This is a genomic window from Paenibacillus sp. FSL H8-0282 (assembly GCF_037963825.1).
GTDB classification, from domain to species: domain Bacteria; phylum Bacillota; class Bacilli; order Paenibacillales; family Paenibacillaceae; genus Paenibacillus_AQ; species Paenibacillus_AQ odorifer.
Genome location: NZ_CP150146.1, coordinates 569139 through 585553, shown reverse-complemented (window position 1 = coordinate 585553; position 16415 = coordinate 569139). Strand labels below are relative to the sequence as shown.

Below are 16415 nucleotides of genomic sequence, written 5' to 3'. Positions count from 1 at the left end.
ATATCTGTACTATATTTGCTCCGATCCACAACGTGGGCACCATAAGGAGCCCTTTGGCAATTCATTCCGACAGATTTGACACTTAATCATATCACGAACACCACTGTCCTGGGTGACTGCGGACTCCTCCTGATGTTCATTCGCGTTCCAATCGCGGATGCGACGATCCAGCTCAAGCTGTCTTTGTCTTTCCCGTTCCAGCTGATCAGCATGTCTGCGATCCCGTTCAATGTCATGTTCGTTCGCCGCATATTCCTCCAATGGCAGCTCATCATCCTCTGAAGGCAGGATCTCAGAATACACCACACTTTGCGGATGGAGCTTCATTGCAATCTCCTTCTCTTCATCCGTTAGCTCATCCGCACCATAGTATTGATCCTCATCCTCTTCGTCCTCATCCACAGTTTTGACGAATACCGGCGGTGACGGAATCTTTCTTGATGTGGTTAGCTCCTCCAGCTTACTTCCACACTTTGGACAAAAGTTTGCATCGAGCGCCACAACATTGCCGCAAGAACATAACCGTTCATTTTTCAGTTCAGCAATTCTTGCGCGTTGGACTTCAATTTTTTCCTGAAGCTTGGAACAGGTCCGTGCCAGTTCTACCATTTTGCCTTCAGCTACAGACATATCCTTAGAGCGATACCCTTCATAAAAAAGCCTGCCCATTTTCGTGAATTCCACTTCCATCTCACGTTCAATATCGGAAATAAGCCCGTTCAGCTTGCCGATCTCAACAGAGCTTTGTGCTTTTTCAGTAACCCGGCTCGCACTATCTTTGATTCGTTTCATAAAACTCATTACAGTTCCTCCCTCTCCAGCGATACGTGTTTCTATCATACCAAATGTATCGAACAGATTCATTAATGTGCTTTAATACGCGATTTAGCGGAGAATGTTCCTATAAATTCTTATTTTCCCTGATTTCAGACGTTATTTTGCGTCAGGGGTTCTACATCGGTTAAAATAGAATTAATCACAAATAACGAAATTGGGAGAGTTTCAGTGGAAGAACATGACAGCACACAGCTTACGCTAAAACAGATGCAGGTACACGTTAAGGATCTGCAACATTGGCAGGATAACGAGGATTTCACAAATCTTATCAATGAGTTCAAGTCTCTGCCAGCACTCTATCGCCATGCACTAAATGATCTTGAGAATAAAATCGATGTGATCAAAACGGAATGGCAGGTCCGTGACGGCTTCAGTCCCATCGAGCATGTTAAATGCCGAATTAAAGAACCCAAGAGTATCCTTCAAAAGATGGAGCGCAAAGGTTTCGAGTTCAACTTGGAAAATATGGAGCAGCACATTCACGATATTGCAGGTATGCGGATTGTATGTGCTTTTGTTAAAGATATTTACCGTCTGGTTGATCACCTCAGCACACGCGAAGACATTCGCGTATTGGAGATCAAAGATTATATAGCCCATCCCAAGCCGAATGGGTATCAAAGCCTGCATCTTATCGTCGCAATTCCGCTCGTCCTGCTGGAAGGAACACGCTGGGTCAAAGCAGAAATACAGCTGCGAACCCTAGCCATGGACTTCTGGGCAAGTATGGAACATATTCTGTATTATAAATTCGATAAGCAGCTTCCTTCGCATGTTGCGGAGGAATTGAAGGATGCCGCACGCGCCGCCGATGAACTGGATCAAAAAATGCTGCGCCTACGCCGCGAGATTCTGGAACTTGCAGAAGGGGAATCCCCTGCCGGCGGGCAGGTTTAAGCTTTCATATTTCTACATTTCTCAAAAATTAAGGGGATGTCTCATAAGCCATGACAATGGCTGCTGGGACACCCCCTTCTTTTTAATCGATTAGGCCGTTTGATCGTTACCCTTCGCCGCCGAAGCAAGGTGCTATCGGACACAGCCGATCTTATTCGCAAAATAATCCTCCATTTTGCATACTAACGGACCCCAAAGTCGCTAACGGCATAAAAAACGCCGGATCTGCGCCCTCCTATATAAAATAGCTGCACTGGAGTCCGAAAACATACTGGATAGGCGATAAATGTGTGAATAACGCCTCCTGCGTCCCTAAGCCTCAACCAACGGCTAATCATGACTCCGGCATTCCGCTGTATTCAGCCTTAAGGCTTACTAACCAAAGGCTTCCATGTAACGCCACCATCTGTAGTGGTCTGTAGAAATCCTGGACCCGCCAGCCAGCCGTTTTTCGGCGTAACGAACTGAATGTTTTCTGCCTTCGCGAATAACTGTGATGTTGCAATCATCCTCCAGCTTACTCCCCCGTTGACAGTCGCCACCAGTTTGCCGCCCTCCTGCAAAGCCCAACCTTCACGAGCGTTCAGCCATGTTGTTCTCGCTGCCTCAGTACCGAGCAATTGAGGGCCAAGCTTCCATGTCCTGCCTCCGTTATCACTTGTGTAAAACACCATACTTCGAATTCCATCGTCAACAATCTCCAGCGGCAGGATGCCTTTCATATTGTCTTTGCCTGAGAATTTAGGCGGATAACTATTACTGTAAGTAAAGGCTGCCAGAGCAGCTGGCTTCTTTAATTGCTCCGGCTTCCAGCTCTTCCCGCCATCCGTAGTTCTGAACGTTAAAATGTATTCTTGCCCATGGTTGCTGGAGGTGATCCAGCCATTCTGGGAATCCTGAAAGGTTATCCCTGTTGGATAGGCTTTAATACTCCCCGTTAGATTTCCGATTCGCTTCCAGCTGTTCCCGCCATCAGCCGTGCGATACAAGGATTTCTCCATCATCCCGAGACCAGGTTCTGAATCCAGCAACACATACCCGTTATTCACATCGATAAAATGAATAAATCCGCCACTGTATCCTTGCTCCCAATCCTCCGTGACGGGAAGTTTTGTCTCCTTCCAGGTCTGGCCCTGATCAGAGGTATGATAGATCTGAATAGGTTGACCCATACCATGACTACTAATAATCCAGCCATTTGTGGCATTCAGGAAAAAGCTTGCTGCGGCAAAGATGCCTGTTTCTTGTGGAATAGGAACGATATTGCTGTCCGGATGGTACCAACTACTTCCTCCATCGTTCGTAGTCCATAATCCAGTCTCGTCTATTCCCCATCCATGCTTTATGTCATTCATGCGAAATTTAGCAGGATACCCCTGCAAAGAATTCATATTCGTCTTCAGCTCAGCGGTATTTGTCCCCATACTCGAATCTAAACCAAGATTATCGTTTACCATGTAGGATTGCAGAAATAACCCAGCAATGATTATCGGGGCAAAAACGGCATATAGTCTCAAATGAAACCCTCCTTTTTCCATTTCCTTCTATTCTATAATCATAGACAGAGTTTAATAGTAAAAGGTTACAGAAGCTTTACACAAAGAAGAAGCCGCCTCCTCAGATAGGAAGCGGCTTCTCTAAACTCCACTGCTGTTTAACTACGCCTTACTTGCACGACGGGCAGCAGCTTCTGCTACTCGATTCATAATCAAAGTTAGGCCTTCTAGAGCCTTAGGTGTCTGAGGCAGCAAAGCTCCCCAGTCTTCCGTTACCGCTGCTACTACCGGCGATGAAGGAAATGGCCTAGCCGTAATCTCATGGAACTGCGGTCCCGGCTGGTGAAGCGAACCTTCAGCAGCCGCTTCTGCAAGCCATTCCCCAGAAGAAATTGCGGGGCCCTTGCGCTCTAGCCGTGCTAATTCTGTTGCAAGCTCACTAGCTGGGGCTGCCTCTGTCTCAGAATCATCGGCAGCTATATCACTTTCAGCCCAAAGGGCAAATATTCCATCCAGGAGTTCTCCCTTAGTAAATCCTCTCAGAGAAAGCGCCAGCAGCGGCTCTTCAGCAAGTCGTTCTTTTATAAGCTGCAGAGTCTCCGCCTGGTTCTCTAACCCTTCCCCCTCAAAGAGGGCTTGCTCCAGCTCTGTATCTGTAGGCAGAAGCTCCAGTTCCGCCAGCCCACCCGTCAATCTCCCTTGCAGCAAAGCAAATACCTCATCCGGACTTAGCGCCAGACGCCGCAATATTTCTTTTCTACGGGCAGCATGCCAGACTGGAACCTTCAGAGAGAGAGGTTGCTCCGTTCTTTGTCCCTGAGGAACAGCAGAAGTACCGACATTCCATTCACCTTTTGCCCGCGACCCTCCCGTCACTTTCCCGGGCGAAGCCGTCCATGCTGCTTTTACTAATCCAGGCACAACTTCCAGCCGCATCTCTAACAGTTCACTCATTGTTCGATCCCTCCGTATTGCTCATGTCTTTCCTTACATCCAATCCTGATCCTGCAGTTCAATAAGCTCCTTCAGTTCATGATTAGACATCTCGGTCAACCATGTTTCACCAGAACCAACAACCTGCTCCGAAAGGCTTTTCTTCCGCTCAATTAATTCGTCAATACGTTCCTCCAGCGTTCCTTGGCAAATCAGCTTATGAACTTGTACGTTCTTATCCTGCCCAATTCGGAAAGCCCGGTCTGTCGCCTGATTCTCCACGGCCGGATTCCACCAGCGATCGTAATGAATAACATGATTGGCCCGGGTTAGGTTCAAACCTACTCCGCCCGCTTTAAGAGATAACACGAAGAAGGCTGGCCCCTTGCCCTCCTGAAAATCATGCACCATCTCGTCCCGCTCCCGTTTTGGAATCCCCCCATGAAGGAACAGCGGCGATGTACCATAACGCTTAGTAAGCTTGCTCACCAGCAGCTCCCCCATCGCTACGTATTGCGTAAAGATCAACACAGATTCGCCAACTTCAGCGACACTGTCCAGCACCTCGAACATAACCTCCATTTTACCGGAATGTTCATTGCGTGGACTCCGTCCTTCTTCTTTCCGGAATAGCTGAGGATGATCGCAAATCTGCTTCAGCTTCGTCAGAGAGGATAACACCAGTCCACGGCGAGCCATACCGCTGCTCTCCCCGATCACACCGAGCATTTCATCCACGACACCCTGATACAGGGCAGCTTGGGTCTCGGTCAGCGGGCAATAAGACTTCAGCTCCAGCTTCTCCGGTAAATCCTTAGAAATATCCGGGTCACTCTTCAGACGCCGCAACAGGAAGGGGGATACCAAGCGATGTAGCTCCCGCAGACGTTCCCCACCTTCACCAGACACATAACGCTGCCGGAAGGAATGATAGGTTCCTAAATAGCCCGGGTTTAAAAAGTGGAAAATAGACCATAACTCGCCAAGTCTGTTCTCTACCGGAGTACCTGTCATAGCTATGCGATGCGGCGCTGATAACTTCATCACACTCTGCGCCTGCTTCGTCCGGTGATTTTTAATATATTGAGCTTCATCCAGCACCACTGTTGACCACTGAACATTGGCCAAATCCTCACTGTCACGGCCTGCCAAATGATAGGTCGTCAGTACGATATCATGACTGGTTGCCAGTTCTAAGAAGCTATCTCCCCGAACACGGCGTCCACCATGATGTATGTGTACATTAAGCGAAGGTGCAAAGCGCTGCAGCTCCCGCTGCCAGTTGCCAAGAAGCGATGTTGGGCAGAGAATCAGCACAGGCTCCTGCTTCTCTTCAGGGGGAGCACTTAACGCCCGGTCCAGCAGGCAGGTGATAACCTGCACCGTTTTACCTAGACCCATATCATCGGCGAGGCATACCCCAAAACCCAGACCACTGAGCTCGGCCAGCCACTGATAACCCCGCTCCTGATAAGGCCTTAAAGTTCCATGCAGACCCTCAGGTACGGGACGCACCGGAAGATTACGTAATACATCTCCGCGCATAAGCGATGCCAACAGCCCGGATGTCTCCATCCCAGTGACGGACATTCCTTTCCAGAGCCGATCTTCACCATCCTCGGCTTCTAGACGCATCCAATCCGCGGCAGTCATTTCTCCGTTTTCATGGCGTTTCATATATCTAAGAACCTGGCGGATTTCTTTAGGATCTATCTCGATCCATTCCCCGCGGAAACGTACAAAAGGTACACCGGCCTCTACTAATGCATTTAGTTCTTCCTCACTAATCGTACTATCTCCAAGCGAGGCCTCAATACGGAACGAGATCAGCTCTTCCATACCCAGAGCTGCGGGCGCAGGGCTATCGCCCCCGTTCACGCCCGGCTGCATTTTCATCTTCATGCCAATGCGGCGGCGTCCCTCACGGCTCCAGCGCGAAGGCATCTGCACCGTTATTCCCCGATCGCGCAGCTGCTGCACCGTCTCCTTCAAAAAGAAATAAAGACGCTCCGGTTCCAAATCCGCCCCCGTAGGCGCAGGCTTAGCAAGAGCGCGCTGAATATCCGGCGATATCTTCGCAGCCCGGCCCAGCGCTATAAGCAGCTGCTGCTGGATATTGCGATAGCGTTTACCCCATAACGTAAACTCTCGTTCTTTACTACTCCAGATCGATTTGGCGGGAAACCAGAATTCCCCTTCTTCCTTATTCTCCGCCCAGAAGGTTAACCGCCAGACTTCATTATTGTTTTCATTGTCTTCTGGCGGCTCCAGCCGTAGCCCAAGACCCAGCTGCCCGCTCCGTGCTTCCTCTGGCTCTGAATGTGGCACATCGCTGCCAGCGGTCTCGTTCACAGTGACCAAAAGGTCTGTCACCTCTGCTGGAGTTCCTTGCACGGGTATATCTCGGCTTCCAGTGAGAAGGCTATTCCACCACAGTTCAGTTAAAGGGGAATAACCCCGGCGATAATTCGCTTTATAAGGGGTTAACTCACTTTCAATGCCCGCAATTACTTTTTTTATCTCAGCAGTCATTACAGCCTGCATAAAGGAGTAAAGCACATATGCTCCAGCCTCATCACGAGAGGATAAATCCCCTGCCTCTGCGATATGCGTTCCTAGTGCAAGAACAGGCATGGATGCTGCCAGCTGCAGAAAGATCTCTTTGTCCTCCTGCTTTCGGAAAGCTGGCGACCAGCAGACCGTCGCCGCCTGTTCGCCGCCGCGGCGACGTGAGCCCACAGGGCGTGGTGGCAAGGCACCCGGCGTAATCCCGCCAGTACCCATCAGCTCCAGCGCAAAACGTGCCGCTGCTGCCCAGTAACGCAGTTCGCCGCCTGGCTCCACTCCCTGATCTCGGCATAACGTCTCATCCCATGCCAGAAGCAGTTGAAATGCATCGCTAGGAACCAAGGCGAGCCCTTCGAACGTTCGTCCGGGCAATCCGCGCCGGGCTGGCTTCCCCTCTACAGGGGGAGCCGGATATTTCACTTCTGCCAGACGCAGAGCAGCAGTTGCAAAAGGACGCACTCCTCCCTGTAGCTCCATCCGCTTCACTACGCGAGTCCAAGCGTCAACCTTCGGCTCCGAAGTTTCGCCAGAGAAGCAAAATAAAACGTCCCCTAACCATATTGCATACAGATGCTTAGTCATCGGTGATCTCCTGTCTTTTAAGCAAGCAAAAAAAGAACCAGCCCCATACCATCAGGAAGGGTAACTGCAACCTTTTCCGCGAGAAATAAATTTTGAAGCTATACAAGTAGAAGTCGCTTCTTCCTCTTTTAGAGAGGGAATGCGGTCCTGCGGTAAATATAAGGATAAAGAACTAGGACAAAACTTATATTTTCTTGAATCTTCATCTCTTCATCTTATACGAAAAAGCGCTGATTTAAAAACATTTCTGCATATTTTCTGTAGATTTTTATGAAATAAAGTTGAAGGATATAGAAACACCCCGTAATTTGATTCATTTAAAATACCCCGCACTACTGCCCTGCTATCCAAGAATGTTATGACTCACTAGTCACTTCTTTTCTTTTTATAGTCTTAATTAGGCCAAAAAGGGGTATATTCTAAATAAGCAACACCCTATTAAAAAAGCTAGGGAGTGAATTATTTGAGACGTTATAATCCTTATAAATGGTGGAACCTCGTATTCTTTGTGGGTGTAATTATCGTAAATGTGCTGGCGGTAACCTTGCCTTTGGGCGGAAACAGTACAGGAGAAATCTCTGACAAATATAAGACTTACATGACTCCTGCTGGCTACGCGTTCTCCATTTGGTCGCTGATCTACCTCTTGTTAGCCGGTTTCGTTATTTATCAATTCCGCTCCTATACAAGTTCTAGGGATTCTGTACGAGCTATTTCGTTCTGGTTTATCCTGAGCTGTGTTTTTAATATGAGCTGGCTTTTCCTCTGGCAGTATCTATACATCGAGCTTTCTTTGATTGCCATGGTGTTAATGTTAATTTCCATCATTGTTATCTATCGCCGAACGCGCCAGATCGCAAATCCTACTTCAGGTGAGAAATGGCTGATCAAGCTACCCTTTAGTATATACCTTGGCTGGATCTCTGTGGCGACTATCGTGAATGTTAGCGTTGTGCTGGAGAAAAATCATTGGGATGGGTTTGGACTTAGCGGGATAACCTGGGCCGTGATCATGCTCTGCGTGGGGACACTGCTTGCGGTGTTAGTCAGCTATCCTAACCGAGACAGCATCTATCCTCTGGTCTTCGTATGGGCTTTCATCGCGATCGCCTTGGAACATAGAGAAGCTAATGCAGTCTTTGTAACGGGCACAGTAACGGCAGGTCTTCTGCTGCTCTACAGCATTTGGCTATTGCTCACACCACGCCGCAGAAGATACAGCAGATACTGATTGTCCTCTTGATAATATAAAAAGGCAGGCTAAGAAGGTGATCCTCCTTAACCCGCCTTTTTTTGTAGAATAATCTAGAAGTGCGAAATCATATTTATTTCTTACGTGCTACCGCTTCGATCTCAACAAGTCCGTCTTTGGGCAGCCGAGCAACCTCAATGGCACTGCGGGCAGGATAAGGTTCTTTAAAGAAAGTGCTGTAAACCTCGTTAACTGCTGCAAAATCATTCATATCTTTTAGGAATACGGTGGTCTTCACTACATGATCCAGTGATGCACCAGCTTCCTCAAGAATAGCTTGTACATTGCTAAGTGCTTGACGAGCTTGTTCCTGAACGCCTTCAGCCAAATTCCCTGTCTCGGGATTAAGGCCCAGTTGTCCTGAAGTGTATACCCAACTACCGGTGGTAATGGCTTGACTATAAGGACCAATGGCTCCTGGTGCTTTTGTAGTAGCTACTTGTTTTTTACTCATCTTGTTACCCCTCTCCATTAAACGCTGATCATTTATTGTCCATTGTAAGTCCTGTTCTCACCGTAATGCAAATTTATTAGCAGCCCGAAAAACTTAACGTTTTCCAATCACATGTATTACTTCATTCGTGTAGATATGCAAACCATGCGTGTCAGCAGAGGCAATGTTAACCATAGCTCTCGCCACAGTTACACCAGGTATGGCACGATATTTAGCCGCTTTGCCAACCATCACAAACTCCAGCGCTTTCATCAATCTAGCCGCGACGCGTTCTCCCAGTCTGAATTCCTTACGATGACCCAGCAGCAAGGATGGCCGAAACAAATGCAGCCCTTGAAAACCGATTTTGCTTAACGCTTCCTCTGCTCTCCCCTTAGTCCGACTGTAGAAATTGCGCGATTTGGCATCTGCCCCCATGGATGAAACAACCAAGAACTGTTTAACACCGTTATCTCTCGCAATAGCAGCAGCTGCAAGCGGATAATCCAGATCGACTCGTTCGAACTGCTCTTGTGAACCTGCCTTCTTGATCGTAGTCCCGAGGCAACAGAAGATGGAATGAACGCCTTTGAACGAATCGCTATACTCCGCCAGGCTCTCCCAATCCACAACGATTTGCTTAAGCTTAGGATGTTCTAAAGCTAATGGAGTCCGTACAAGCACTCTCACCTCACCCCAACCTTCACGATTCAGCAATTCCTCCGTAACCGCTTTCCCTACTAACCCAGTAGCCCCTAATACCAACGCAATCCTTAACATGGAATAGTCCCCTTTACTTCTATTCGTCCTTTAGAATACGACGGCCCAGCAGGAAGGCAAGAGCGATCATAAGCGTTCCCACTACCAACTGCATGCCGTATACTTGGGTCCATTGCGGCCAGTGGGCAATTTTTTCATACAGCTGTCCCCCAATAAGCGGACCAAAAAAGGATGATAAACCCGTAAGCGCCGCATAGGTCGCCATATACATAGGCCGTTCTTTTTTCGGCGTGTCTCCAATAATAAAATTAAAGGCCAGCTGGTTGAAACCGCCTACACCTACACCAAAAACAATATGAGCGGCAAACAACACCAACAGCATCGGCAACACAGACAAGAGTCCCCACATCAACGAGGACAAGGCAATAATCGGCAACGTAAAGAACAACAGACGTTTATTGCTATATTTTGCATTTAGATTACCCCAAACGTAGAAACTAGCCATCATAAAAAGAGTCTGGGACACATTAAGCAGTGATAACGTTTCATAATTTATATGAAGTAACTGCAACATGACATACGAGTATAGCGGAACAGTTAAATTCTGCAGCAGCAACCAGGCGGCCAGAAACAAAGTAGACTTCATAAATAAAGTATCTTTAAGCGGTTTCTTAAACATCGGCAAAAATTTATGTTCTTCCGATTTTTCGAAAGGCACGTCGGGATAAAAAAAGAATACAACAACGTTAGAGATCGCGAAGATCCACACGACAATATAAAGAATCAGAAAGCCATGGCTCCCGGGATAACGATCCAAAACGATACCCCCACCATACATCACCAGACTACCGAGTGCATTCAGGAACGTATTACGAATCCCAAAATAACGTCCACGCACACGTGCCGGAACAAGATCGCTGATCACAGAGCTCCACAGCACACCACCCGCCGTATTGGCAATAAAAGCAGTAGTATATAAGGCTATAAAAGCCATGACCCAATACTCTTTAGGAAAAATAAACGGAATTAGCCCCGTAGAACTCCAAAGTATCCTATGCAGGCCGATAAAAGTAACCATAGCCCATTTGCGGCTTGGCAGCTTCTGAATCAAAAAAGCTACCCCGATCTGCATCACGTTAACCAAAGTGGTAAGCGCTAGCACAAATCCAATTTGACTTGAAGTGGCTCCTAAATATAGCAGGAATCCTGTTAGAAACTGCCCTTGCAGCAGGACCTGGAAAATGGTCGATGGCACACCTTCCCAGGTAGCAATGCGCAAATTCCTGCGATGTACTGAGGTTTTACGGACACGCTTTGAACTAGTAACTGTGTGCTTAGTTTCCATGTTGTTCATAGAAAGGTGTAACACTCCTTTGATGCGGCATTTGCTTCATTCTACTCCGCATCAATCTACTGTCAATACGCCAAATTAACAAATAATATTGGAGCTTACTCTTCTATGAATTCGAGGGGTAAATAAAGCGAAAAACGACTCCCTTTACCCTCCTCACTTTCTAAAGTAATGAACCCTCCGAGCAGTCTGGCCAAATCATTACTAATAGAAAGTCCTAATCCTGTTCCGCCATATTTTCGACTAATTGTTCTATCCGCCTGTTGGAAGGCTTCAAAGATCATGGCATGCTTCTCTGGTGCAATACCTATCCCACTATCTTCTACCTCAAATACAATCCAATGCTTCACAATAGCTCTTTCCCCACGTTCCTCTTGACGAATACGGAGTGCGACATGGCCAGACTTTGTAAATTTAAAAGCATTAGAGAGCAAATTACGCAGGATCTGCTGAATCCGCTGTGGATCGGAATGAATCATTTGCGGGATATTTTCTTCCATAGCAATAGTAAATTCCAGTTCCTTTTGTTTAGCCGTGACAGCGAATTGCATAGCCAGGATCTCTGGGATCTCAATAACACTTAAATCTTCATTTATAATATCTAATCGACCTGCTTCCACTTTGGAGAGATCTAATATATCGCCAATTATCATCAATAATTCTTCACCAGAACGGCGGATAATGGCTGCATACTCACTCATTTCTGCTTCCGTAAGAGAATTATCATTGTCTTCAATTAATTGCGATAAATTAATGATGCTATTCAGTGGTGTTCGAAGCTCATGAGACATATTGGCCAGAAATTCGGATTTAAATTGCGAAGCCATCATTAACTGATCGGCACGTTCTTCAAGCGCTATCTTATTCTTATGCAGCTCCTCCGTCTGGGCAGACAGTTGTTCATTAGCACGCTGAATCTGCACATTCCGTAAGAGTCCTAATTGAAAGTCACGAATAATTAAGGAGAATAGAACACTTAGAATCAACCCCGCAGGGAAAGTAATCGGCATAATCTCTCTTATGTACTCTGGGGCGGGAATCACACCAAACACCATAATGTTGATTGCATTCATTACATTTACGACTAGAATCACGATCAAACCTTTGTTCACTATACATAAGCTAGATCGTCTGACCCAGTAGCTAAGCGCAGCACAAACAAATCCTAGAATGGACAAATTAATTGTACCAGCCATTGCTGCCTCATTTACTCCAAAAGTTAACCGTGTAAGACCTGTTCCTATACCAATCAAAACAAGAATGAAAGGATGCGGATAAGCCAGCGTTGAAATAATAAGTGGCACAAAACGCAAATCAAAAATCACATGCTCATCCAGCCTATATCCAAAAAGAGTACTAATCCACCCGGCAAAGATGGCTAGTAATACCCAGCTTACTTTCTTTATTCTCACACTTGCATTTGAAATGGTGCTTTTATATATAAGATTAGCCAAATAGGCTACAGCTATTAGCATCGCGGTGTTTCCAAAAAATATTTTAAGATAACCCATAGATTCACTCCCACCTTGGCAAAATAAATTACAACTTTCATCTCATAATACTACCATACTAAAGCCCTATTCGATAACTAACCGCCCACGGACGCAGAAGAAGAGCGCAAATCAGATGCGATTTGCGCTCTTCTTCTGGAATTTTATTATAGACGTCATTAGTAACGAATTAATCGCGGTAGGAACGTCCCCAAGTTTGGTACTCTTTTTCCGCGTCTTCTTTCGTGTGTCCATAACGTTCTTGTAGTTTACCTACTAATTTATCCTTTTCACCATCAATTACGTCAAGATCATCATCTGTAAGCTTGCCCCATTGCTTCTTGGCCTCGCCTTTGAGCTGTTTCCATTTCCCTTTAAATACATTGTTGTCCATTATAAGCTCATCTCCTTAGCTGAATTAATTAGGGTAGGATCGTTATCCCGTGTTACCTTTACTTACCCTTCCCCATTCGCTATGAATCTTTCCGCCATTCATGGCATTAGCAAATTAAGTCGTATTCTGTCACATATATTTTTTAATTTATGTATTCAAATCTTTTAAAATTTGATATAATCCAGATATAAATTAAATATTTAATTTTTTAAGTGATTTATTTCACAAATGTTTTCCTAGTCCATGTGCTAGAATGCCATCGGAGATAAAACAACATCATTAAATTTTTTCCTAATGTATGCCGATATAAGTCATGATACTGTTACAAACGGGTAATAAGGTATGAGATTAAAGTGACAAATATCATTTATAAAGTGATTTTTATCACTTCGCTCGACTATTAAAATGTTTTACATTTTAATATATATATTTTAAACTATATTTTTGGAGGTCATTTGAAATGAAAAAAGCTTCTGTTATCTTGTCGAGCGCACTTATCCTTGGATTGCTCGCAGGTTGTGGTAACAACACAGACAACGCCGCAGCCCCTACTAACGCACCAGCTGAAACAACTGCTCCTGCAACAAATTCCGGTAACGCTGGAACTGAAGCTGGACAGTACAAAGACGGAGTTTACTACGGTACTGCTGACGTTGATGCTAAAACTGGCTGGCAATATTTCGCACTCTTAACTGTAGAAGGTGGAAAGATCACTAAAGCTGACTGGGATGCCTTTAACGTTAACACTGCAGGCGACCTGAAGAAAAAGGTTTCTGAAGATGGTAAATATGGCATGAAAGCTGGCGGTGCTTCTTCTGAATGGCACGAGCAAGCAGCTAAAGCTGAAGAATTCCTGATCGAAAAACAAGATCCAGCAGCTATAACTTTTGATGCTGAGGGGAAAACTGATGCCATCTCTGGTGTATCCGTACACGTATCTGACTTTGTAAAAGCTGCTCAAGCTGCTCTTGCTGCTGGTCCAGTAGAAGCTGGTCAATATAAAGACGGAGGCTACCATGCTGAAGGCGAAATGGACGCTGAATCCGGTTGGAAATCCACTGTTGACCTGACTGTTGCTAACGGTAATGTTGTAGCTGTTAAATTCAGTGGTTTGAATGCTGCTGGCGATGACAAGAAGCAATTCTCCGTTGATGGTAAATATGGTATGAAAGCTGGCGGCGCTTCTGCTGAATGGCATGAAGAAATCGCTTTGGCTGAAAAATACTTCCTTGAAAACAAAGGTACTGCTCCAACGCTTGATGCTGAAGGCAAAACTGATGCAATTTCCGGCGTGAGTATTCATGTTGGTGAATATTTTACACTTGCAGAAAAAGCACTCGAAGGCGCGAAATAATTTCGCAGGACCTTCTGCAGCTAATCAGACGAATGAGGTGAATTTCTCTTGAAGAAAATAGTCATTTTGGGCGGCGGCTACGGCGGCGTACTCACGGCTAAGAAACTGGCAAAGAAATTTAAGAAAAACAAAGATGTTGAAATTACACTGATCGACCGGAATCCATATCACACTCTATTGACTGAGCTGCATGAGGTTGCCGCGAACCGTGCTCCAGAGGATTCAATCAAGATCGATCTTAAGAAAATTTTTGCGGGCCTTAAAGTAGATGTTGTTCTTGATGAGATCAGCAATATCGATTTCAAAAACAGAAAACTTAAGTCCGATAAAGCTACCTACGCGTACGATTACCTTGTAATCGGCACAGGTAGCAAACCAACCTTCTTCGGCATTCCAGGCGCAGAAGAAAACACCTTCTCCTTCTGGTCTTACGATGATGCGGTAGCATTGAAACGCCAAATCCGCGATATGTATACCAAGGCGGCTATGGAGAAAAATCCAGCTGTACGCCGTGCTATGCTAACGTTCGTTATTATCGGTGCCGGCTTTACTGGTGTCGAGCTGGTTGGTGAAATGGCTGAACAACGCGAGGAATTATGCAAGGAGTTCTTTATCGACCCATCCGAAGTAAGACTGATTGTGGCTGATATGGCTCCGAAGATTCTGCCTATCCTTCCAGATAAGCTGATTCAAAAAGCTGAAGCTCGCCTTCGTAAGCTGAACGTGGAAATCGTTACTGGCGCTAAAATCACCGAAGTAGGCAATGGTAGTGTTGCACTTGGTGAAAAAAACGTCGTTGATTCCCAAACAATTGTTTGGACTGCTGGTGTTGAAGGCTCCGAAATCGTTGGTGGACTTGAAGTTCAACAACAAGGCCGCAAACGGATTGTTACGAATGAGAACCTGGAAAGTGTAGATCATAAGAACGTCTACGTAGTAGGGGACAACATTTTCTACATTCCTGAAGGTGAAACTCGTCCTGTACCACAAATGGTTGAGAACGCTGAACAAGCCGCTCCGATTGTTGCTGGCAACATTGCCGCCGACATTCAGAACACTGCTAAAAAAGCTTACAAACCAGGTTTCCACGGTACAATGGTCTCCATTGGTAGCCGCTACGGTGTAGCAAACGTTGGTCTGCCAGGTAAGTTCTTTATGCTTACTGGATTCATGGCAATGCTATCTAAACACTTTATTAATATGTTCTACCTTTCTCAGGTTGTCGGATTCAATAAAGTATGGACATATATGATGCATGAATTCTTCCATGTTGAGAACCGCAAGAGCTTCTTGGGTGGTCACTTCTCCAAACGTTCACCTAATTTCTGGCTCGTTCCACTTCGTGTTCTACTTGGGGGTATGTGGTTATACGAAGGTATTGAGAAGATCCAAAAGATTTGGAAAGATCCAGATAAGATTTTCTTGATTCCAGCTGCTCCTTTTGCAACGGATGCTTCATCAGCAGCCAGTGTTGCAGTAGATGCAGTTAAAGACACCGTAGATGCACAATCTGCAGCTTCAGCAGTATCCACTGCAAAAGAAGCAGTTGAAGCGTTGCCTGTACCTAACTTCGTATACAACATTACAAACTGGTTCATGGATTTGATGTTTTACAACAACGACGGAAGTTACACTTTCCTCGCGAAATGGTTCCAAATCGGTATGGTATGTGCAGAAATCGTCTTCGGTATTATGCTCATCGTTGGTCTCTTCACAGCGCTTGCTTCTATAGCGACCGTAGGCATGTCGGTCATGATTTGGTCAACCAAAATGGCCTCGACAGAAATGTTATGGTACGTTGCTGCTGGTATTGCCTGCATCGGCGGATCGGGAAGCACACTTGGTCTAGACTACTATGTACTTCCTTGGCTTAAGAAACAGTGGAAGAGAATTCCGCTCGTCAGACGATGGTATCTATACACCGACTGATAATAAAACCCTGAATTTGTGTAATTTATCATATAGAACATATGTGCAAATTGTATTTTATTAGGGTTAAATATGGATATACTTCAGAGTAATGTGTCCCTAGGACACATTACTCTCCTTATTTACAAGAAGAAAATAACCTTCCTAATCCTAGGAAATGGTGGTTTTTTCTTGAATGA

13 protein-coding genes are annotated in these 16415 nt (G+C 45.7%); 4 read left to right on the top strand and 9 right to left on the bottom strand.

Features of this window, described 5'->3' with window-relative positions; genetic code table 11:
• Nucleotides 1-9 precede the first annotated feature (9 nt).
• Entirely contained in the window at nt 10-801 is a 792-nt protein-coding gene (locus tag NST94_RS02550; RefSeq protein ID WP_076193702.1) for a zinc ribbon domain-containing protein, read from the bottom strand.
• A 204-nt stretch (nt 802-1005) separates the two neighbouring features.
• Between NST94_RS02550 and NST94_RS02545 the strand changes: the two genes are divergently transcribed.
• Entirely contained in the window at nt 1006-1734 is a 729-nt protein-coding gene (locus NST94_RS02545; RefSeq protein WP_076218890.1) for a GTP pyrophosphokinase family protein, read from the top strand.
• Nucleotides 1735-2099: 365 nt separating this feature from the next.
• On the opposite strand, the gene NST94_RS02540 is transcribed toward NST94_RS02545, so the two are convergent.
• From NST94_RS02540 to NST94_RS02530, 3 genes are all read right to left on the bottom strand, one after another.
• A complete protein-coding gene (locus NST94_RS02540) occupies nt 2100-3251 on the bottom strand; it encodes a YCF48-related protein (protein ID WP_339281618.1) in 1152 nt (383 codons plus the stop codon).
• A gap of 141 nt (nt 3252-3392) precedes the next feature.
• A complete protein-coding gene (locus NST94_RS02535; RefSeq protein WP_076193698.1) occupies nt 3393-4184 on the bottom strand; it encodes a hypothetical protein in 792 nt (263 codons plus the stop codon).
• Nucleotides 4185-4217: 33 nt separating this feature from the next.
• The gene (locus NST94_RS02530; protein ID WP_339246155.1) at nt 4218-7313 is read right to left on the bottom strand and encodes a DEAD/DEAH box helicase; all 3096 of its coding nucleotides are present in this window, start codon (nt 7311-7313) and stop codon (nt 4218-4220) included.
• Between the two features lie 463 nt (nt 7314-7776).
• Here NST94_RS02530 and NST94_RS02525 point away from each other — a divergent pair, with 463 nt between their 5' ends.
• A complete protein-coding gene (locus tag NST94_RS02525) occupies nt 7777-8544 on the top strand; it encodes a TspO/MBR family protein (RefSeq protein ID WP_076124500.1) in 768 nt (255 codons plus the stop codon).
• Nucleotides 8545-8638: 94 nt separating this feature from the next.
• Here NST94_RS02525 and NST94_RS02520 read toward each other — a convergent pair whose 3' ends face one another.
• From NST94_RS02520 to NST94_RS02500, 5 genes are all read right to left on the bottom strand, one after another.
• On the bottom strand, nt 8639-9019 hold the full coding sequence (locus NST94_RS02520; protein ID WP_036682524.1) for a RidA family protein: 381 nt from the start codon (nt 9017-9019) through the stop codon (nt 8639-8641).
• A gap of 93 nt (nt 9020-9112) precedes the next feature.
• Entirely contained in the window at nt 9113-9778 is a 666-nt protein-coding gene (locus NST94_RS02515) for an oxidoreductase (protein ID WP_339281617.1), read from the bottom strand.
• A gap of 19 nt (nt 9779-9797) precedes the next feature.
• On the bottom strand, nt 9798-11063 hold the full coding sequence (locus NST94_RS02510; protein WP_036682545.1) for an MFS transporter: 1266 nt from the start codon (nt 11061-11063) through the stop codon (nt 9798-9800).
• 104 nt (nt 11064-11167) lie between these two features.
• Complete coding sequence (locus tag NST94_RS02505; protein WP_076179738.1) at nt 11168-12580, bottom strand: ATP-binding protein; 1413 nt, start codon at nt 12578-12580, stop codon at nt 11168-11170.
• Between the two features lie 169 nt (nt 12581-12749).
• Complete coding sequence (locus tag NST94_RS02500; protein WP_036682530.1) at nt 12750-12953, bottom strand: CsbD family protein; 204 nt, start codon at nt 12951-12953, stop codon at nt 12750-12752.
• A gap of 460 nt (nt 12954-13413) precedes the next feature.
• Between NST94_RS02500 and NST94_RS02495 the strand changes: the two genes are divergently transcribed.
• Entirely contained in the window at nt 13414-14307 is an 894-nt protein-coding gene (locus NST94_RS02495; RefSeq protein ID WP_076124505.1) for an FMN-binding protein, read from the top strand.
• 48 nt (nt 14308-14355) lie between these two features.
• Complete coding sequence (locus NST94_RS02490) at nt 14356-16236, top strand: FAD-dependent oxidoreductase (protein WP_076179739.1); 1881 nt, start codon at nt 14356-14358, stop codon at nt 16234-16236.
• The last annotated feature ends 179 nt before the right edge of the window (nt 16237-16415 follow it).

Bases quoted from the DNA above. Each gene is read 5' to 3' on its own strand.
- NST94_RS02550 (WP_076193702.1), bottom strand. From the start codon at position 801: ATGAGTTTTATGAAACGAATCAAAGATAGTGCGAGCCGGGTTACTGAA.
- NST94_RS02535 (WP_076193698.1), bottom strand. From the start codon at position 4,184: ATGAGTGAACTGTTAGAGATGCGGCTGGAAGTTGTGCCTGGATTAGTA.
- NST94_RS02530 (WP_339246155.1), bottom strand. From the start codon at position 7,313: ATGACTAAGCATCTGTATGCAATATGGTTAGGGGACGTTTTATTTTGC.
- NST94_RS02520 (WP_036682524.1), bottom strand. From the start codon at position 9,019: ATGAGTAAAAAACAAGTAGCTACTACAAAAGCACCAGGAGCCATTGGT.
- NST94_RS02515 (WP_339281617.1), bottom strand. From the start codon at position 9,778: ATGTTAAGGATTGCGTTGGTATTAGGGGCTACTGGGTTAGTAGGGAAA.
- NST94_RS02510 (WP_036682545.1), bottom strand. From the start codon at position 11,063: ATGGAAACTAAGCACACAGTTACTAGTTCAAAGCGTGTCCGTAAAACC.
- NST94_RS02505 (WP_076179738.1), bottom strand. From the start codon at position 12,580: ATGGGTTATCTTAAAATATTTTTTGGAAACACCGCGATGCTAATAGCT.
- NST94_RS02500 (WP_036682530.1), bottom strand. From the start codon at position 12,953: ATGGACAACAATGTATTTAAAGGGAAATGGAAACAGCTCAAAGGCGAG.
- NST94_RS02495 (WP_076124505.1), top strand. From the start codon at position 13,414: ATGAAAAAAGCTTCTGTTATCTTGTCGAGCGCACTTATCCTTGGATTG.